At 43.3% G+C, this 19,786-nt stretch carries 17 protein-coding genes; 13 read left to right on the forward strand and 4 right to left on the reverse strand.

All coding sequences use genetic code 11. The features are described from left to right. Both BP861_RS01110 and BP861_RS01115 read left to right on the forward strand, forming a co-directional pair. The coding region (locus BP861_RS01110) for an amino acid--tRNA ligase-related protein (RefSeq protein ID WP_292371726.1) at window positions 1-432 on the forward strand (432 nt) is incomplete at its 5' end. Between the two features lie 670 nt (window positions 433-1,102). Further along, window positions 1,103-2,626: a PAS domain-containing sensor histidine kinase gene (locus tag BP861_RS01115; RefSeq protein ID WP_292371728.1), complete on the forward strand. Its 1,524-nt coding sequence runs from the start codon at window positions 1,103-1,105 to the stop codon at window positions 2,624-2,626. A 68-nt stretch (window positions 2,627-2,694) separates the two neighbouring features. Here the strand turns inward: BP861_RS01115 and BP861_RS01120 are convergent, their stop codons facing one another. Continuing rightward, the gene (locus tag BP861_RS01120) at window positions 2,695-3,297 is read right to left on the reverse strand and encodes a nucleoside-triphosphatase (RefSeq protein ID WP_292371730.1); all 603 of its coding nucleotides are present in this window, start codon (window positions 3,295-3,297) and stop codon (window positions 2,695-2,697) included. 335 nt (window positions 3,298-3,632) lie between these two features. On the opposite strand from BP861_RS01120, the gene BP861_RS01125 reads away from it, so the two are divergent. From BP861_RS01125 to BP861_RS01155, 7 genes are all read left to right on the forward strand, one after another. Continuing rightward, the gene (locus BP861_RS01125) at window positions 3,633-4,256 is read left to right on the forward strand and encodes a hypothetical protein (RefSeq protein WP_292371732.1); all 624 of its coding nucleotides are present in this window, start codon (window positions 3,633-3,635) and stop codon (window positions 4,254-4,256) included. Further along, a complete protein-coding gene (locus BP861_RS01130) occupies window positions 4,253-6,076 on the forward strand; it encodes an ABC transporter substrate-binding protein (protein WP_292371734.1) in 1,824 nt (607 codons plus the stop codon). Before BP861_RS01125 ends, BP861_RS01130 begins: the two co-directional genes overlap by 4 nt. Window positions 6,077-6,195: 119 nt before the next feature. Next, a complete protein-coding gene (locus tag BP861_RS01135) occupies window positions 6,196-7,179 on the forward strand; it encodes an ABC transporter permease (protein WP_292371736.1) in 984 nt (327 codons plus the stop codon). Window positions 7,180-7,198: 19 nt separating this feature from the next. Further along, window positions 7,199-8,038 (forward strand): ABC transporter permease, encoded by an 840-nt coding sequence (locus BP861_RS01140; RefSeq protein ID WP_292372062.1) that lies wholly within the window; start codon window positions 7,199-7,201, stop codon window positions 8,036-8,038. A gap of 104 nt (window positions 8,039-8,142) precedes the next feature. Further along, window positions 8,143-9,069 carry an ABC transporter ATP-binding protein gene (locus BP861_RS01145; protein WP_292371739.1) on the forward strand — a complete coding sequence of 309 codons (927 nt, stop codon included), beginning with the start codon at window positions 8,143-8,145 and terminating at the stop codon, window positions 9,067-9,069. 105 nt (window positions 9,070-9,174) lie between these two features. Next, the gene (locus tag BP861_RS01150; protein WP_292371741.1) at window positions 9,175-10,251 is read left to right on the forward strand and encodes an ABC transporter ATP-binding protein; all 1,077 of its coding nucleotides are present in this window, start codon (window positions 9,175-9,177) and stop codon (window positions 10,249-10,251) included. A gap of 917 nt (window positions 10,252-11,168) precedes the next feature. Then, window positions 11,169-14,036 (forward strand): DEAD/DEAH box helicase, encoded by a 2,868-nt coding sequence (locus BP861_RS01155; protein ID WP_292371742.1) that lies wholly within the window; start codon window positions 11,169-11,171, stop codon window positions 14,034-14,036. A 68-nt stretch (window positions 14,037-14,104) separates the two neighbouring features. Here the strand turns inward: BP861_RS01155 and BP861_RS01160 are convergent, their stop codons facing one another. Then, window positions 14,105-14,683: a hypothetical protein gene (locus BP861_RS01160; RefSeq protein WP_292371744.1), complete on the reverse strand. Its 579-nt coding sequence runs from the start codon at window positions 14,681-14,683 to the stop codon at window positions 14,105-14,107. Between the two features lie 376 nt (window positions 14,684-15,059). On the opposite strand from BP861_RS01160, the gene BP861_RS01165 reads away from it, so the two are divergent. The 4 genes from BP861_RS01165 to BP861_RS01180 all read left to right on the forward strand — a co-directional run bounded on the left by BP861_RS01165 (window position 15,060) and on the right by BP861_RS01180 (window position 18,465). Then, on the forward strand, window positions 15,060-15,356 hold the full coding sequence (locus BP861_RS01165; RefSeq protein ID WP_292371746.1) for a nucleotidyltransferase family protein: 297 nt from the start codon (window positions 15,060-15,062) through the stop codon (window positions 15,354-15,356). Then, window positions 15,353-15,703: a DUF86 domain-containing protein gene (locus BP861_RS01170; RefSeq protein ID WP_292371747.1), complete on the forward strand. Its 351-nt coding sequence runs from the start codon at window positions 15,353-15,355 to the stop codon at window positions 15,701-15,703. The genes BP861_RS01165 and BP861_RS01170 overlap by 4 nt, the downstream gene beginning before the upstream one ends. 159 nt (window positions 15,704-15,862) lie before the next feature. Next, window positions 15,863-16,375 (forward strand): hypothetical protein, encoded by a 513-nt coding sequence (locus BP861_RS01175; RefSeq protein WP_292371749.1) that lies wholly within the window; start codon window positions 15,863-15,865, stop codon window positions 16,373-16,375. Between the two features lie 776 nt (window positions 16,376-17,151). Continuing rightward, window positions 17,152-18,465, forward strand: a complete 1,314-nt coding sequence (locus tag BP861_RS01180) for a YncE family protein (RefSeq protein WP_292371751.1) — start codon at window positions 17,152-17,154, stop codon at window positions 18,463-18,465. A 93-nt stretch (window positions 18,466-18,558) separates the two neighbouring features. Here the strand turns inward: BP861_RS01180 and BP861_RS01185 are convergent, their stop codons facing one another. Then, window positions 18,559-18,951, reverse strand: coding sequence for a YkvA family protein (locus BP861_RS01185; protein ID WP_292371753.1), 393 nt, complete (start codon window positions 18,949-18,951; stop codon window positions 18,559-18,561). Window positions 18,952-19,274: 323 nt separating this feature from the next. Beyond that, window positions 19,275-19,676: a hypothetical protein gene (locus BP861_RS01190; RefSeq protein ID WP_292371755.1), complete on the reverse strand. Its 402-nt coding sequence runs from the start codon at window positions 19,674-19,676 to the stop codon at window positions 19,275-19,277. Between the last annotated feature and the right edge of the window lie 110 nt (window positions 19,677-19,786).

Genomic DNA, 19,786 nt, shown 5'->3' on the forward strand with positions numbered 1-19,786 from the left:
GAAAAGGCAAAAACTTACGGAGAATTCCTTGCCCTGCTCTTTGAAGGCCTGGTAGAGGACAAACTGATAAATCCGACTTTTATTTATGATTTCCCTGTTGAAAATTCCCCACTTGCCAAGAACCACAGGTCAAAAGAAGGCTTTGTAGAGAGGTTTGAACTCTTCCTGAACGGCTGGGAACTGGCAAACGGATATTCCGAACTGAATGATCCTCTTGAACAGCAAAAAAGGTTCGAAGAACAGGACAAGAAAAGAAAGTTAGGAGACCTTGAAGCCCAGACCATAGATTACGATTTTGTAAATGCCCTCGGATACGGAATGCCCCCAACTGGAGGTATGGGACTTGGAATCGACAGGCTTACCATGATCCTTGTGGGCCTGGAATCCATCAAGGAAGTAATTCTCTTCCCGCAGATGAAAAGAGAAGACTGATTGATTTCAGACTTAATTTTGTTCTGTAGGTCCGAGTTTGTCCTTCTAAGCGGACGGTCCAGTTGGGGGAGAAAGTCCCCTTCTTTTTTATTCCGGAGAAGCCTGAACGGTATCTTCCTCGGGCAGCATAGAACTTAATTCGGATGAAGTCTACTGCTGGATGGAACAAAGAAAGTCATAAAATTCCCTGAGTTTCTGGACGCATAATCTGGAACTTATATCCCGGATGAGGACTTTCGAAGAGTTTCTAAATTTTTGTAAAGGTTTTTTAGTCTGGTGCTTAACTTATTCTTTAACTTCTATTTTCCTGCATTTTACGGAAAGTTGTCAGATGCCAGATCTTTCAAAAATACACTGGTCATAGACTTCAAAAAATATTTCATCATTCAATCTACATTTTCCATATTTTTGTATTGTCATTTACCTTAGTATCCTGCATAATATCTTTAATCATATTTTCCCCAGATCTCATCTTCGACAAAAAAATCTTTATAATAAAATGTGATAAGTATTTTTACTGTATAAAATTTGTATAGTTGTTGCTTTAAAACTTTTTATAATCATTGATTATAATTTAAACTTCTTCAATCCCGGAAAAGTGCCTTTACTGAACCTGAGATAAAAATGAGAAAATAATCCGCTTTTAAGTAAACTGGCCGAGGATAATCTAATGGCTAAAGAAGAAATATATAAGGCTCTATTTGAGCAGTCCAATGATGCAATTTTTATAACAAATGGGAAGCGTATTCTAGAAGTTAACCCTAAAGGCTGTAAACTTCTCGGATATGATAGGGCCCATCTTGAAAAAATTTCCCTCCTTTCTCTGTTTACTGAAGAATCTCTTCCCAGCTTCCAGAATGCATTGAACGCAACTCTGGAGAACAGATCGGCGTTTTTTGAGACGAAGATCAAAAGGTCAGATAATAGTATCCTCGATGTAGAGGTTAATTCCTTAGCCATGTGTGACCAAAGAAAAACTCTCCTGATAATCATCCGGGACATAACTTTGCGTAAAGAATCAGAACGTTTGGTTCAAAAAGAAAGAGAGATATTGAGTGCTTTACTGGAAAAAAGCCTTTGCGGAATATTGTTAATCGAGGCTTCTAGCCATAAAATAGTTGATGTAAACACCATTGCAATTAAAACGATAGGGAGATCAAAAGAAGAGATTGTCGGAAATATATGTCACCAATTTATCTGTCCTGCAGAGGTTGGAAAATGCCCTATCAGTGATCTTGGACTGAGTGTGGATAACTCAGAAAGAAAGATCATCAATGCTCAAAAGGGAGTCATCCCGATACTTAAGAGTGTGGTTCCAGTAACTATAGAGGACAAAGCTTATTTTGTTGAATGTTTCATTGACCTTTCCGAGCGTAAAAGAACCGAAGAGAGACTCCTCCAGGCAAAACTGGAAGCGGAAGCTGCCAGCCGCACAAAGAGTGAGTTCCTTACCAATATGAGTCACGAGCTGAGGACGCCTCTTAACTCCATTATTGGTTTTTCGGATATCCTGCTCGAAAAAGTTTTTGGGGATCTCAACGGAAAGCAGCTAAAATATGTTAATAACATCTCTGTCAGCGGAAAGCATCTCCTTGGACTTATAAACGATATCCTTGACCTATCAAAAGTAGAAGCCGGAAAAATGGAACTTAACTACAGTGAGTTTTCTATTGGCTCGGTTTTCGATGAGGTGAAATCCACTATCTTGCCCCTTGCTCAGGTTAAATCCCTTGAAATGGATTTTAATATGGATCTGGATATTGGAGATATTCAGGCGGATAGAAGCCGCCTTATTCAGATCCTTTATAACCTCGTAAGCAACGCTGTCAAGTTTACCCCGGAAGGAGGAAAAGTCTCTGTCTACTGTAAAAAAAGCGGAAACAGAGCTATATTTTCGGTCACAGATACGGGAATAGGTATATCTTCTGAAGATCAGAAATACCTCTTTGAGCCTTTCAAACAGATCGATTCGGGCATGAACCGGCAGTACGGAGGTACTGGCCTTGGGCTTGTTCTGGTAAAACAGTTTGTTGATTTGCATAAGGGCAGAGTATGGTTTACAAGTGTTCAGGGAAAAGGGTCATCTTTCATATTTGAGCTGCCCGTAAATGGTCTGGATGAAATGGAAAAACCGGATAATATATTCAAAGATAGTGCCACCAAAGTTGGGATATCTGCTAACTTCTCAGGATGAATAATTTCAGATTTTAATACGGTATAGTTATAGGAAGGCTTTTCCCAGCCCCGGCGGTGAATAATGCATCATTTATTCTGAAACCGAGGATTTGAGGAGAGATGATTGGTAATCTTCTCTGCAATTAAGGAGGGTCTATCTTTTCCCACCTCGAATACAAAGCTGTTTTTTACATTCCATCTCTGGATCACGGCTTCAAGCAGGCTTTTTCGCACCACCCAGATCATCGGGAAATCCACGAGAGATCTCAACCTGTCCACATTTTCGGCCCAGACCTCCCCATTCAGTTCGAAGCGGCCTATTTCATCGATTACAACAAGGTCTTGATCTACTTTTTCCGAGGTTAAAAGGGCATTTTTTCCATGAAACACCCCGTCAGGGTTGAAGTAAAAGGAACCATGCCTAATCCAGGTCTTGTTTTCTTTGTTGCAGAGTTCAACTGATTTTCCTGTCCAGAGATCCTTTACGGAAAAGCCGTATCTTGCACCGTTCTTTATTTTTCCGGGGGCCAGGATTCCTGAATAGCGAATTCCTTTTGCTCCGAGGAAGCAAAGGGTTTGGGTAAGGAGGGTCGTTTTCCCCTCGCCTGGCTCCCCGGTTATTATAAATATCGGTTTATGGGCTTTATGTTCCGGATAATTCCCATTTTCTGAAATCATTTTTTCGGACATTGTTTTTCCTCATATATTGTATTTTTCAATTTAATTTTAGGGACGTTCTAGAGGCCTTTTTAGGGACAGTTCTATCTACAGTTTTATCTCAGTTCTAGCTACAGTTCTAGCTACAGTTCTAGCTACAGTTCTAGCTACAGTTCTAGCTACAGTTCTATTTACTGTTTTATGGGCTGTTCTAGGCTGTTCCATAGCTGTCTCACAGACCATTTTACTGATAATTCTCAAAAAACTATATATATCGATGTGTTTATCTGAACATAACGGTTGCGCAATTCCGGAATATATCGAAAAAGAAAATGCTATTTCACCTTCAGATTTTTCAGGAGCTTAGAATGATACAAAATGAATCTTCATTGTCATTATGCGCGCTCGCACTGGTTTTTTGTGTGCTGCTCTCAACACTCCCGGGCCAGGCTCTTGCAGCCGGAACAGACTCCTCCTGTACGGTCGAGCGAACGCTTCCGCCATCTGTGGCTCCGGGTTCGGAGTTTGAAGTGCAGCTGAATGTTTCGGGTTTTGAGACAGGGGGCATTGTTGAAACACTTCCACAGGGTTTCATCTATCTCAATAGCTCCCTGCCTGAAACCCGGGTGCGGGTTGAGGGGCAACATGTCATTTTTGCTCTTCTTGAAGAGGATAAAGTAAGCTACAGCGTAAAAGCCCCTGCTTCAGGAGATGGAATTTTTAGCGGGGAGTGGGAAGAGGTTCTCGGACAGAAGAAAGGAAAAGTACAGGGTAATTCGGAAGTAGTTGTCTCATCCTCCTCTTATTCCAAATCTGGGGACTCAACCGGCAAAGCCCGGGATATGGTCTCTAATCCTGGGAATGCCTCTGACCAAAAACCCGGCAGGTTGCCTTTTGCAGGCCCAGGACTTCTAGGAGGGGCAATAGGGCTTGCGGCTGGGTTCAGGGCTCTGGGAAAATCCCGTAAGGAAAAGAAGGAGGGAATTTTGTGAATCTCAAATCCTTTAAATTCAGAATCTTAAAAGAAAACTCTTTGCAACCTGTACGCTCATGGTTTTGCTTATTATTTATCCTGGGCCTTTTTTTGCCGGCCTGTATCCTGCCTGCAGGAGCAAGCGTAATTTCCGGTGATTCCAGCGGTGACACCTGCGTTTCAGACGAGGAACTTGCAAGTTCCATTTTATCCTACATGGAATACAGCTATCTTGGAAAAGAAGGGCCTCATCTCTCGGCGGAAGAGTTATCCCTTGCAGCTCACAACTTCAGGCATATTCCTTACGGCAGAGTAGTAATCCCGGTTTCCTCGGAGAAAGATTTCATCACGCCCAACATCTGGTACAAAATGGGAGTGCCCACAGGCTCTTTGATCTATGAAGGACTTGTAACCCGGAACAGGGACGGCAACTACGACTCCTGGCTTGCAGAAAGCTGGAGCTCCTCAGAAGACGCGAAGGTCTGGACTTTCCGGCTCAAAGAAGCAAAATGGCAGGATGGAGAAACGGTAAACTCCGAAGATGTCAAATTCACCCATGATTACCTCAAGGATAAAAAGCTCAAGCTTGCTTTTGTGCTCAACTCCGTTGAGAGAGTCGAATGCCCTGATGCGCAGACCGCGGTCTTTTATCTTGAAAACCCGGATCCGACCTTCCCGGATAGGCTTTCTCATTCCCCGGGCATTGCCATCTTTCCTAAACACATCTGGGAAAACGTTGAGAATCCCGCAAGCTATGACGAATACGCATCCGGCAATACCCACTTTATAGGGTCTGGCCCTTTCAGGTACAAAGCAGCCGAGAGAGGCCAGTACTTCCTTCTGGAAGCAAATGAAGCCTACCACGGGGATTGTCCCTATGTAAAAGAGGTGGCCCTGAAACTGATCCCGGACGCTTCAAGCCGGCTCTTTGCGCTTCAAAGTGGGGAAATCGACGTGCTGCCCGAAATAACTCCCGTAGAGGCAGAGAAACTCAAGGGTAAAGATAACATAAAAGTTTACAACATTCCGGATGCTACGGGCTATGAAATCGCCTTTAACTGCGAACAGTTCCCAGCAAATGATCCCCTCTTCAGGCAGGCCTTAAGCCATGCCGTGAACCGGGAAAATGCCGCTAATATGCTGGGGAACACGGAACCTACTGAGACCGTATTCCTGCTCCCGAATCTTGCGCATGATTTTGTAAACCCGGACTGCGTCGGGAAATATGACTACGACCTTGAGAAGGCAAGGTCCCTTTTTAAGGCCTCAGATAACTTTTCCGTGGATTCCGATGGAAAGATCCGGTATAAAAATGGGGATCAAATTCGCCTGAAAATCCCACTCGGAGGTAAGTCTCACCTGAACAGGGCTGATGAAAAACTCCTGAACGTCATAAAAATGGACTGGGAGGAAAAACTGGGTTTTGATGTGGAATTAGAGGCCGTCCCAGAGGATATCTATCTTGAACAAATAGGAGAGAGTCCAATCTTCATCGATGGCATGCCCGGCACCATGCACGACGATTTGGAAGACCTGAATAATTTCTACAGAAGCCCTGCAGGCAGCAACTACTACCACTACGACAGCCCCGAATATAACCGGCTGATGGAAGAGTTGAAAAACACCGCTGACCGGGACAAAAGGAAAGAAATCGGGTACCGGATGCAGGCCGTCCTGGCCGAAGACGTACCCACCATTCCGGTCTGCAGCACGGGTACGCTCGTGGCTTACCGCACTGACCGTTTTACGGGCTGGGAAAACGTTCTGCCTTTGCAGGCTGGAATCCTGGATAAAAAGGTCTTTTTGAACATCAAACCCGTGAGTTTCCAGGCTTCCTGAATCGAAGTTTGAGGACGCTTTACTCAAAGCTCGCAGATACATGAATCGATGAGGCAGTTTAAGCTGAGTTTCCGAATCAAAAGCGTATATCTGAATTGAAAAGGCATGGAGGGAAAAAAATGGTTTTAGAGATTGGGAACAGGTACATCCTGAGAAGGTTTTTCTCAGGTCTGCTGGCTTTCCTTCTCAGCATTACCCTTACTTTTTTCCTCCTCCGCTCTTTGCCCGGGGATTATATGACCGATTTGCTGCTGGAAATCGGAAGATATGCCCCCCCTGAACTGGTAGCTTCCTTCAAACATGAGGTTGGACTGGATCTGCCCCTGCCAAAGCAATACCTCCTCTACCTTACGGGCATCCTGAAAGGCAACTGGGGACATTCTTTTGAATATGGGCTTCCGGTTTTTTCCCTTATCCGGGAAAAACTATACTGGACTCTTGTGCTGCTTTTACCTTCGACTCTCCTTTCTGCTGGCCTGGGCATAGGGCTCGGAACCTGTTCGGGCTGGAAAAACGGTTCGAAAACGGATGCTTTCCTCCTCCATTCCTTGGTTTTTGTAGGAGCGGTTCCTTCTTACTGCTGGGGCTTTGCCGGGCTTTTCATATTCAGCTTTCGACTGGGGCTGCTGCCTTTTGGGGGCTACGTGAGCCTGCCGGGTACGGAACCTACCGGGCTTTTCCGGCATGCCCTCCTGCCCGTGTTGACCCTTACCCTCTGCTCGGTTCCGGGGATCTATTACCTTATGCGAAACTCCATGCTTGATACCCTGGGGGAAGATTATATCCTGGCCGCAAGAGCAAGAGGTTTTTCCGATAGCCGGATTCTTTTCCAGCACGCTCTCCCTAACTCCGTCCTGCCCGTGCTGACCATGACCTCTCTGCACTGCGCCCACATGCTTGCGGGCAGCGTCTTCATAGAAACCGTCTTTGCCTGGCCGGGGCTTGGGCTGCTTACATTTTCCGCTCTCGAAACCCATGACCTGCCCCTTTTGCAGGGGATTTTCCTAGTTGATACCCTGCTCACAATCATCGCCAATCTCACCGCCGATCTACTCTATCCCCTGATAGACCCGAGAATCAGAAGCCGAATTAGGGGGGAGTAAGCTGGCAGAAGGAAGTAAACTGTTCCGGGAAAAAGCCTTTCTTGCTGGGCTTGCCCTTTTGCTGCTTTATTTGCTCGTAGCCCTCCTGGCTTCCTGGCTTGCTCCTTATGACCCTTTGGAAATAAGCGGCAGCCCCTGTGAAAGCCCGAGCCCGGATCATCTTTTTGGAACCAATGATTTTGGGCAGGATCTTTTTAGCATGCTGCTTTTGGGGAGCCGGGCCACTCTGTTTTTCGGCTTTCTGGGCGCCTGCATCTCCACCGGGCTGGGTACAGGCCTGGGAGTCTTTTCAGGCTTTTTGGGCGGCCGCACTGACAGGGTGATTTCAGGAACTCTTGACGTGCTCATGACCATTCCCCAGCTGCCCTTGCTCCTTGTATTGAGCATTTACCTGAGGCCGGGACTCTATCTCCTCTGCGGGGTTATGGGGCTGCTCGGGAGCCTGACGCAGGCCAGGATAATCCGAGCAAAAGTACTCTCTCTTTCCACGGAAAATTTCGTATATGCGGCAAAGGGCCTGGGCCTCAGTGATTTTCATATCATGTTCAGGTACATTTTGCCTTCAGTCTTCCCACTTACGCTTGTAAAATTCCTGTTCGGGGCCCAGCACTATATGCTGCTCGGGGTAGGGCTAAGCTTCCTCGGGCTTGGAGACCCGGAAATTGTGGACTGGGGCCAGATGCTACACCAGGTATATTCGGGAGGCGGTTTTGCTCTTGGGTTGTGGAACTGGTTTTTACCTCCCTGTTTTGCAATGGTCGGGCTTTCTTTTTCCCTTTCCCTGCTGGGTTACAGCCTGGAGCCCTGGCTTTCCCCGCAGCTGAGGCATGAAAAACAAGCCTTCTTTGAATGTGATTGAGGAATTTTCAGATTCATTAGATCTTTCCAAAGGTGTGAGGACTTTTCAAATCAATCAGTAATTTTCAAACTTAGAAGGGCTTTCCAAAGCAAAGAGGTATTCAGATGGAGCTCATAGAGATAAAAAGCTTGAAAGTAACTTTCCCGACCGAAACAGGACTTGTTAGAGCTGTGGATTGCGTAGACCTGCAACTTGGAGTGCGGGAAAAGCTCGGGCTGATCGGGGAGACCGGGTCCGGTAAGTCCGTGCTCACCCATGCAATCCTGCGTCTGCTTCAGCCTGATGCCCTCTGTGAAGGGGAAATTCTTTATCAGGGCAGGAATCTCCTAGGCCTTGCCCCGACCGAAATGCGCAGGCTCAGGGGCAGGGAACTTGCTCTGATCCCGCAAAACCGCGCTTTAAACCCCCTGCAAAAGGTTGGAAAACAGCTCCTTGAAACCCTCCGGCAGGCGGGATATTCTAAAAAAGAAGCCGCAGCAAAAATGCCCGAATTGCTTCGCTCGGTCGGGGCGATTGACCCTGATTCCTGGACAAAAGCCTATCCCCACGAATGCAGCGGGGGAATGTGTGAGAGGATTGTGATTGCGCTCTCCCTTGCATTTTCCCCTTCCCTTCTGCTCGCAGACGAGCCTACGAAAGGGCTTGATTCCCTGAACCGGGCCCGGATTATAACCTTGCTTGGCGCAGTAACGAAAAATCAGGCCTTGCTCTTTATCACTCACGACCTGGAGGCTGCGGCTATGCTTTGCACCCGGCTTGCCCTGATGTATGCCGGGGAACTTGTGGAACTTGGAGATAAGGACACAGTTTTTGAAAATCCCCTGCACCCTTATACCCGGGGTCTGCTTTTTGCCCTCCCGGCAAGGGGCATGCAGCCTATTCTAGGTCGGAGCCCTCCTTTAACAGCTTTACCCGATGGTTGCAGGTTTCATTCCCGCTGTCCCGGAGCTATGGCCCGTTGCCGGAGGCAGCATCCTCCCCTGTTTGATACGGGAAACAGACATTTTTGCAGGTGCTGGCTCTATGTTTGAGGTGATTTGTGCATACCAGCGGCAATTTGTGTATGTTCAGGATTGTGCATACCTGAGGTGATTTGTGTATGTCAGTGGTAATTTGTGCATTCTTGAGGTAATTTTATGCTTGAGGTAAAAGATCTGACTGTTAGTTTCATGACCGGCCCCTCGATGGATAAAAATCGAAAACAGAATTTCCGGGCTGTGGACAGAGTGTCATTTTCCCTGAAAAAAGGCGAAGCTCTGGGCCTGGTAGGGGAGAGTGGTTCCGGAAAAACGAGCCTGGGGCTTGCCCTGCTCCAGCTTATCCGGCCAACTTTCGGAAGTGTGTGCTTTTGCGGGATCGAGCTTACGGCTTTGGACGGCAGGGCTTTAAGGGAAATCAGGCCACGGATCCAGCCACTTTTTCAGGATCCGACTTCTTCCCTCAATCCCTGTATGCGGATTGGGACAAGCCTAGAAGAGGCCCTGAGGCTGAAAGCTCCGCTTTCAAAGGAAGAAGCAAGGGCCAGAGCCCTGAAACTGATGGAACTGGTAGAACTTGAACCGGGCCTTTATTCTCGCTATCCCTTTCAGTTAAGCGGAGGGCAGAACCAGAGGGCTGCTCTTGCAAGAGCCCTTGCGCTGGAGCCGGATTTACTTGTGGCCGACGAACCTACCTCCGCTCTGGATGTCTCAGTGCAGGCCCAGATCCTTGGCCTGCTGCAAAAACTCAGGCAAGAACGGGGGTTGACCCTTCTTTTTATTTCCCATGACCTTGAAGTCGTGAAAAAGATGTGCGACAGGGTAGCGGTTATGCATGCGGGAAAACTTGTTGAACTCGGGAAAACGGAAGAGGTTTTCAAAAACCCCACACATCCCTGCACAAAAAGCCTGCTTTTTCCGGATTTGGAAGTAGGACCGGTTCCGACCAAACGGAGTTTTTCCAAGGCTGCAGCCAGGATTCCGGATGAAAAAGGTTTCTCCGGTCTCGCTGCCTGGACTGCGGCCCGAGGAAAATTAAACTCATGTTTTTCAGGAAACGGGCCAGAAATTTCCGGTTTTTCGCTGTTGTCATTTTTGAAAGAAAAGTTCAAACCCTGCAAAAAAAGAATGCAGCAGGAGCCAGGATGGGAAAATGCAAACAAAAATGAAGAAATGGTTGAAATTTCAAAAGGGCATTGGGTTTTGAGTCCTTCTAGTTTTTCTTTCTCAGACTGAAAAAAACAGGCTCAAAACTATCCTTTTTTTCGGTTTTTCATTTGGTTTTGCAGCCAGGTTTGGTAGTGTGCCAATTTTCTGTAAAGTCAAAAATTAAGAACTTATTATTAAGAATTTATTGGGTAGAAAATTCATATCTAAAAAACGAAATTATATACAGATACAAAAACTTGATTCCAGATTTACAGCGAATTCGCGACATTGCCGGATTTCCTAATAACTTCAAACATAGAATATTTAGCAGTGTAGATGATTATTTCTATATGAGATCTTCGTTTAATGAAATAAGGAATATTTTCCCTAATTTCACCCAAAAAGGATTATAACAGGCTGTCTCAAAACTATACCCGATCGTACATTTGGGTTAGAAACCTCATAATCTTTATATTTTTTTACAGAACTTAATCCAGTGTTCTACCATGTTTAAAAAATACTATCAAAAGCAGCAATTTTTACTTCCGTTAAACCTAGAAGAGGCTGGAAATTGGCCTTCTATAGCTTCTCCAGGAATTGAAGTATTTGATTCTTTAAATATAGAAGTATTTTTGAGTTAAGCAGTTCTACAGTAACTTCATGGTTGTATTATCCAATTATTTAAGAAGAATGAATTAGAATTATCGCTTTCATTATTATTTCTTCTTTGTCAATAAGAGAGTTGTGCTGCATAAAAGAGTTTAGAATAACAATGCTTACTAACGTTCGGCCCAACTTTTAAAATTGTACTTAAATTTTGTTTTAAATTATAATTTAATTTATATATTTGAACACTCATATTGATTTTCACGTTTTTCTGAAGCTCTTCTCTTTCCTATATCTATTTCTCTCGCCCACCTTATCCATGCTTGCATAGAATTATTTATACTGGTGTCGACTAACACAATAATTGAACATCTTAACCAAAAACCGATTACAAAAACATGATATTTCGTAACATTTTCAATACCTTTCATCCAAAAATACAGGAAGCTCTCAAAACTCTTGGTTTTACAAAACCCACAGAGCCTCAGGAGAGGTCATTTTCTCACATAATGGATGGAAAGCATACTCTTTTGATAGCTCCTACGGGCTCAGGCAAGACTGAATCCGCCGTACTGCCTGTTTTTAACAGTATCCTGAAAAAGAAGCCCGAAGCCAGAAAGGGGATATCGGCCCTTTATATAACTCCTTTGAGGGCCCTTAACAGGGATATGCTTTCTCGAATTGAGATCCTCGGGAAGTTGCTCGATATCAAGGTTCAGGTTCGGCATGGGGATACCCCGCAAAGCGAAAGGCAGCGCCAGTCAAGAAATCCTCCTGATGTACTGATCACAACCCCTGAGACCTTGCAGGCAATGTTTACTGGCTCCCGCCTGCGTCAGAACCTCGAAACCGTAACCCATGTCGTAATAGACGAAATCCATGAGCTTGCAGGTTCAAAACGGGGTGCTCAGCTCGCTGTCGGGCTTGAGAGGCTTGTGGAAATCTCAGGGGAGTTTCAGAGGATCGGACTTTCTGCAACAGTCGGGAACCCCTGGGAAATTGCAAAGTTCCTGGCAGGCAACGGAAGAGATTTCACTGTAATTGAGGTAGCCCTGTTGAAGCTGCTTGAGTTTGATGTGGTCAACCCTCAAGTTTCAGCCGAGGGGAAGATCCAGGATAAAGAAGTCCTGAAAATTGCGAAAACAGTAGGTTGCGAGCCCGAATTTGCCTCTCACCTGCTCTGCATCCGGAAAATTGTGGAAGATAGCCAGTCAACCCTTGTTTTTGTAAATACGCGGCAGAGTGCCGAGGCTCTAGCTGCCGGTTTCAGGAGACTCGGAATATCCATAGGTGTGCATCATGGGTCGCTTTCTTTTGAAGCCCGGGTGGAAGCTGAGGAAGCCTTCAAATCCGGAGCCCTGAAAGGCCTCATCTGCACCTCGTCAATGGAGCTTGGAATCGACATAGGAAATGTCGATCAGGTGGTCCAGTACGGGTCTCCTCGTCAGGTTTCAAGGCTGCTCCAGAGGGTAGGAAGAGCAGGGCATAAGTTGCATTCGATTTCGAGAGGTACTATACTTTCTATGGAAGCAGACGATACTGCGGAAAGTATGGCAATTACGAAAGCAGCACTGGAAGGCAGGGTTGAAGAGGTTTCTCCGCATATAAAATCCCTGGATGTCGTGGCAAACCAGATCGCAGGCATGGTTATGGATTTTGGGGAGGTTGATATTGATAAAATTCTCAGGATTCTTCGGCGGACGTACCCATTCCGGAACTTGCAGCTTGAGGAACTGCAACGGGTTGTGGACCAGATAGGAGATTACAAACTTGTCTGGCACGAAAAAGGCTCAAACGTGCTGAAAAAACGGAGGAAAAGCTGGGAATACTATTACGAGAACCTGTCCATGATCCCAGATGAAAAGAAGTACGAGATTTATGATATTGTAAGCGGGAAATCGGTCGGCGTGCTGGACGAAGCCTTTGTCGTGAATTTTGCAGAACCAGGCGCCGTTTTCATAACGAAAGGATATATGTGGCGGGTCGTTGAGATGCCGGACCGCGAGCAGGCAAAAGACAGGATCAAAGTCGAGCCTGTTGAAGGCATGGGAGAGGTTCCAAGCTGGACCGGCGAAGAAATCCCTGTGCCTTTTGAGGTAGCCCAGGATGTAGGAAAGCTTAGAGCGGAAATTGCAGCTTTTATCCGCGCAGAACTTGACGACGAAGCCATTGCCGAAAAGCTCCAGGCAAAATACCCCGTAGCAAGGAACGCCGTGCTCGAACTGATCCGCCTAGTGCGCGAGCATGTAGAAGGAGGCTTCCCCCTGCCTGACGCAGATACAATCGTGATCGAAAACGAAGGAGACGCTGTGACTTTGAACGCTTGTTTCGGCCATAATACAAACGGCACCCTTGCTCGAGTCCTGACCTCGCTCCTTTCGGCCCGCTTCGGGAGCAGCGTAGCCCAGGAAGTAGACCCGTACAGGATTCGGCTGACCCTTCCACGCCGGGTAGGCCCTATGCAGATTCGAGATATGCTGCTTTCCCTTCGCCCTGAACATGTTGAGCCGATCATAGAAATGACCCTGAAGAACACGACTCTGATGAAATGGAAAATGGTCCACGTGGCCCGAAAATTTGGAGCCCTATCCCGGGACGTTGACTACGACCGGATAAGCATGAAAAAGCTGCTGGAAATCTACCAGGGTTCCTCGATGTACGACGAGGTTATCCGGGAAATTTTCCACGACCTGCTTGACGTCCCGAGGACAAAAGAAGTCCTTACAAAACTCGCAGCCGGCGAAATTTCTGTCGAAGTATCAGGTCCGACCCCGATCGGCTCAGCCGGCTTTGCCATGAAAAAAGACCTGGTCGCCCCGGAGAAAGCCGACCGTTCAATTGTGCTTGCCCTTAAAGAACGCATTATGAACGACAGAATTGTTCTATTCTGCACGAACTGTAAGAAATGGACCTCCCGCCGGCAGGTCAAGAGCGTCCCTGAAGAAATCGTCTGCCCTGTCTGCGAGTCCCGAATGATTGCAGCCCTCAAGCCCTGGGAAGAAGAGGAAATCAACCTTGTTAAAAAACAGGCAAAAAAGGTGAAAGTCTCTGCCGAAGAAAAGAAGCGGATACAGAGAGTTTACAGAAACGCAAGCATAGTCCGCTCGCAGGGGAAGAAGGCGGTTATTGCGCTTGCCAGCCGGGGAATCGGGCCTGAAACGGCGTCAAGGGTGATTGAAAAGATGAGGGTGGACGAAGAGGCGTTTTACAGGGATATTCTGATTGCGGAGAGGAATTATGTCAAGACGAAGAAGTTTTGGGAGTGAAATTAGAAAGAAGAGTTTTTCTGTGAAATGTAAATTTGTGTGGTAATAAGTTGTAGCAATAAAACGTTTTATCTTCCATGAAATTCATTAATTTTTATTTCAAACTGCCTTTTAGCAATCTTTTCAGCTCGATCTTTCTCTATGTACCAACTTTCTGAATTCCTTTTTGTGAATCCGCAACTAAAACATTCCCATTTATATCCTCCCCAAAATTTCCTCTTTTCTTCCAATTCCGTTTTGCATTGTGGACATCTAGGCGGGGTTTTTACTTCTATATCTTCAGGCTCTATATCTGAATAACTTCCTCTCCATGAGTATTCATTTGGAGCTTGAATTTCCCAAATTACATCTTTATATGGAAATTCACCTATCTTATTCCAACCATAAGGGGGAACTCTTATCACAACAATTGGTGAACCTTGGTTAAATATTTGAACTTCACCATATCTTTTTTTTACCAACAGCCCAATAAGCCAGATGAGCATCAATCCGAGAAAGATAATATAGAAAATTGAAGGAATTTTTTCTAACAAATTCCTCCAGTTTCCAGTAGTACACCAGGAATAAAAAGACAATGCAAATGCAGAAAAAAATGTACTAATCAAAGGTGCTAAAGCATTATTCAACATAAAATCTTTTATTTTCATAATTATGATCCTTAATGTTCTTAAATCAAACAAGCGTATATAATGCCTTATACAGTAATTTACGTTCAAAAATTGCGATCTCTAAAAAACACTTTTATACTCTGATATATAGAAATCTTTTTCCATTTCAGCCGAATCTTATGAACCTGTAAAATAAGTGAGTTTCTTTGCAATGTTCTTTCAAAGTTAAATCACTTCAAATTAACGGCACAATCTTCGAATTTCCAATCGAAGGATTTGAGGGGGGCTGGGGCGGAAACATATTAAAAAAGCTATATCCTTCCAAACCTCTTCTTTGTCAAATCTATTTTCTCCTTCTTTTGCCATCATTTCGCTCCAGCATACCTTTAAATGATCACAACGAAAATATACTGACATGGAAAATGCTGCCCGGCACAAAGAGTTGTTCGAAAAAATCTCTTCATTCCTTGAAAAGGAAGGAGCAACGAAGGTAGCTGTTTTTGGCTCTTATGCAAGAGGAGAAGAAAAGCCGGAAAGTGATATAGACGTTCTTGTGGTGTTTTCCGAAACTAAAGGTCTGTTAACCCTTGTGCGGATTGAGAGGGAACTCTCAGAGTTGCTCGGGTTAAAGGTCGATTTGCTTACCGAAGAATCGATAAGTCCGTATCTAATTGATGGGATTAAGCGGGAAGCAAAAGTGATCTCAACATGAAAAAGAATGACTTGGTTTACATCTACCATATCCTTGATTCGATCGAGTGGATTGAAGAGTATACCAAAGGTATGGAAAGAGCTGATTTCCTCTCCAACAAACTGGTTCAGGAAGGGACAATCAGGCAGATTGAGATCATAGGCGAAGCTACCAAAAATTTATCCAAGGATTTTCGGGAGAAGCATCCACAGGTTCCCTGGAGTGACATCGCAGGTATGAGGGACCGATTGATCCACCATTATTTTGGGGTTAATCTCAAAGATGTTTGGTATACTGTGAAAGTAGATATCCCGGCTTTGAAAAATGAGATTCTGGCTATACTCGATGATCTTGAGACTGAAAAATAATTAAAGTTTCACCATTATTTCTGATTCAGAAGTCTCAATATACACGCTTTCTCAAAAAATTTCCCATAACTTATATCGAATATAAAAAAATAACGTAAATCTTATAATACATCCATTCCTAATTTATACAGTCATAGTTGGACTTTTAGGGGCGTGTATATGAAAAAATACATCTATTTTATATTGTTTTTTCTGGCAGTTGCACTGATTGTCAGGGGTTTCGCTGGATCACAAAACAATGAAAACACTTCTCAGATTCGACCAAATTCACCGCTAAATACCTTCAAGTCAGCCTACCAGGACATTGCATGGGGAACTAATGTTCAGAAGCATTTGAAGATACTTAAAACAGATTTGGACGGTGTATCCAACGCTACAAACAATTCTGATTATACCACGCTCGCAGTTTATGCACAACAAATAGTAAATGATACTCAGAACGCCACTCAGGAAAATGATCAATATACCGTATCTCCCAAACTCCAAGATGCGCAGAATGAATGGCGGGAGTCTCTTCAGGACTATAATTCTGCAGGTCAGTTTTTGTTGCAGGGAGCAAATGAAGCGAAAAATGGTACTGGAGGGCTTGAAAATTTTCAAAAGGCCAGTACATTTCGCAATTCTGGTACAGATCATCTTAAGAGAGCTTCTGAGTTAGCAGGAATAACATAACACTTTTCTTTTTGAAGCAGGGAAGATGTATTGAAAAACTGTCGCCCTTACGCGGGGTTTAATTATTAAATAAAAGTGTTTTTATATAATACTATTTTGTTGTAAAAATAGTTTTTTTGCTTGAATCCGACTTTCGGCAGGTAAATTATGTTGCAGGTAAATTATGTTTTTTCTTACTATTCTGATGATCACGTTTTCGCTGGAGACTTTAGCATATATACTCTTCATTTAATTTCCTGCTCGGGCTTCATAAGACTTAGATAGAATATAAGCGCTCCTAATCTGTGCTGATTAATAGAAAACTCGTAGTTATTATTCCTATAGATGAATAAACTTCAAAACGGCGGCTTAATTGGAGAAATTCGAGGAACCTGAGGAGGAAATATAATAAAAGGATATATCTATCCGGGTTCTGTTGATTTACAGGTAGCTTTAGGATACGTTGACAGGTTTAGGCTGCTAAATATCTTTTTCGTGTATCTTGGAAAAGCCGTGCTTCAGCGCAAAAAACAAACATTTTAAAATAATCGCCTTTTATTAAATATTAATATGCTAATTCTTATATATTTTTGGATATATGTTTTTATTACCATAAATTGCTTGTTTGATAAGCAGTTGAACTGAAAAGTTAACAAGATTGGACAATTAGTTGTTTAAGTCCAATTTAGATCCAGCTTTTTATTTTACTTGATGCTGTATTTCAAGTAAATAAGTCCTATTAATAAATCTAGGAAAATCTAGGAATCAGGATTTACAAAATAATGGGTTGAGAATAAATGAAGTGGGGGAGTAAATCATACATAGGATTTTTAGCTTTTATAACTCTTCTCTCGCTTATAATTATCTTTTCATATAAGTTCGTATCTACGCCATCATCTATTGACTCCCATACAGAATATGCATATGTACCAAACGGAAAAAGTGACAATTTATCTGTAATTAATACAACCACAAACGAAGTTGAATACTGTGCGGATATAGGAGATGATCCAGAAGGAGTTGCAATCGCCCCTGACGGAAAAAAGGTATATGTGACGAATAGTTACCTTAATACTGTTTCTATAATTGATACAGCAACAAACAAGGTTGTAGCAAAGGTGCCTGTAGGCGCCAATCCTATGGGAGTTGCAGTTACCCCGGATGGAAAAACGGTGTATGTAGCGAACTATTATAGCAGTAATGTTTCTGTGATTGATACAGCAACAAACAATGCCAAATACCATTTAGATGTACAAATCTATCCTACGGGAATTGTGGTCACGCCTGATGGAACAAAGGTATATGTGGCGAACCTGCGCAGCGGCACAGTTTCAGTGATAGATACAGCATCCCTCAGTGTTTTAAAACATATAGATGTAGGAGTCAATCCTTATGGAGTTGCAGTAACCCCGGATGGATCAAAAGTATACGTGACACATGATGAAAGCGATAAAGTATCTGTAATTGACACAGCAACTAACGTTGTTGTTGCCCAGGTGGAAATCAATACAGGTAACAATACAGAAAAAAGGGTAGAATTATCTCCTCACGGCGTTGCAGTCAGTCCTGATGGGACAAAGGTATATGTGGCGAACCATAAAAGCCCTAACAGAGGAATTTCTGATACTCCTAGAGGCAGTGTCTCTATAATTGACACAGCAACAAATAAGGTTACAGATATCATACATGTAGATAAATGTCCTTGTGGAATTTCAATCAACAAAAATGGAACAAAGGTATATGTGGCAAATAGTGACAGCGATACTGTCTCCGTGATTGACACCGTAACAAACAAAATTACTGCCACTGTGCCTGTAGGAGATATGCCTTCTGCCTTAGGTCAGTTTATAGGTTCTCCTCCAAAAGTTCCTGAGCATAACCCTATTAGGGAATCTATCAATAGTGTCATTGAATCAATTAGTAGAACCATTTTCAGAATTAATGAAGTCATTAATGGTGTTGAAGGATTGATTATTGGAATCATTAGTACTGTTTCTTATGGGATATTATTAGACTCCATATCTCCGAGCGTAACAGAAATATTAGAGCCTAGAGTCAGAAAGAAATTAAAACCTCTATTAGATAAGATACTTAATAAAAAACAGCTCTAATTACTGAAAGTACGGAAAAAGAAAATAATTATCTATCCATGTTCAGGATGGAACTATCAGAAAAATTTAGACCATAGATGAACAAAATAACTCTCAGTTGCTCATTTTCCAGGCTCTATAATTTTCCAGGTCATCTTTAATAAAATTAAGTGCAAAAGCAAGCACAGCGACATCATCCACAAGTCCGATTAAAGGAAAGATATCTGGAGCAATGTCAACTGGACTTATGAGATACAGAAAAGCGAGGATTAGCACTAATGCTGTCTTCTTTGGAAGTGGGTATTTCCCTTTAAAGGAATCTAGTAACATAGAAAACAATAGTCCTAAATAATCCCAAATTTTTCTGAAATCTGCTGAACGATAACGATAGTCTCTTACTTCTTCAGGAAAACCCAGGCTAGTATCAGAAGCTTTGTTTGGACTGATATTAAAATGTTCAAGATTAGCGTCAATCTGCTTCGTTCTGACATTATTGACTTTATCCATAATAATCCTCCAGTTTTATATTGAGTAAAATATAGGGAATTTTTATATTAATTACTCTATTGAACCTCATTTCTCTTTTTTGCATCAGTTAAGGTGATCAATGGTTGTTCCATAAAATTGAGATTTACCTTTCTAAGATGGTACCATTAAATTCAGTATACTTTTCCAAGAAAATATGATAACGGGTTAACAGGTAAAAAACATATTAGGCCGCAGTAAAAATCAAAAATGCTGTCATTATCTGATATACTGTCATTATCTAATATGCTTCATTATCTAATATGCTTCATTATTTAATCCGAAACAATTTAGAAACAATTTAATTATTGAAAACCCGAGATACCGGATTTCTTGATTTCTAGCTTGACAGTCCCGAGACTAAGTGGTTTAACGTGCACCTGATAAATTCCGTTTTCTTTCACGGAAAATTCCGGACGGTAAGGGAGATAGCTTTTTCCGGAATGTGTCAATACAAATGTACTTTGGAACGCAATATCGGAACCTTTGCTTATCTTCACATCTATTTTCTCGGGACCGTTAGGATTCTCAATCCAGAGTTTATAATGTACACCTTCATTCAGTTTAACCTGGAAATCCGACTCCTGAGATACGGACTCTGAAATGACAGTATCTTCACGTCCCTGAAATGAAGCAACCGTATAAAATAAAACGATCAATATATAGAGCGGTATAAGACTCCTGGACTTTTTTGGCTGTTCTGGCATTTTTCTCCCCCACTCGACAGCTTAAGTGATCAGATAACTTGCATCAATCGCTTTCACTGAAAGATATTCTTGATGCATTTTTTCTTACCACAGTAGAATTGTAGTTTTCC

The sequence above is a fragment of the Methanosarcina sp. UBA411 genome, from assembly GCF_002495725.1.
Lineage (GTDB): Archaea > Halobacteriota > Methanosarcinia > Methanosarcinales > Methanosarcinaceae > Methanosarcina.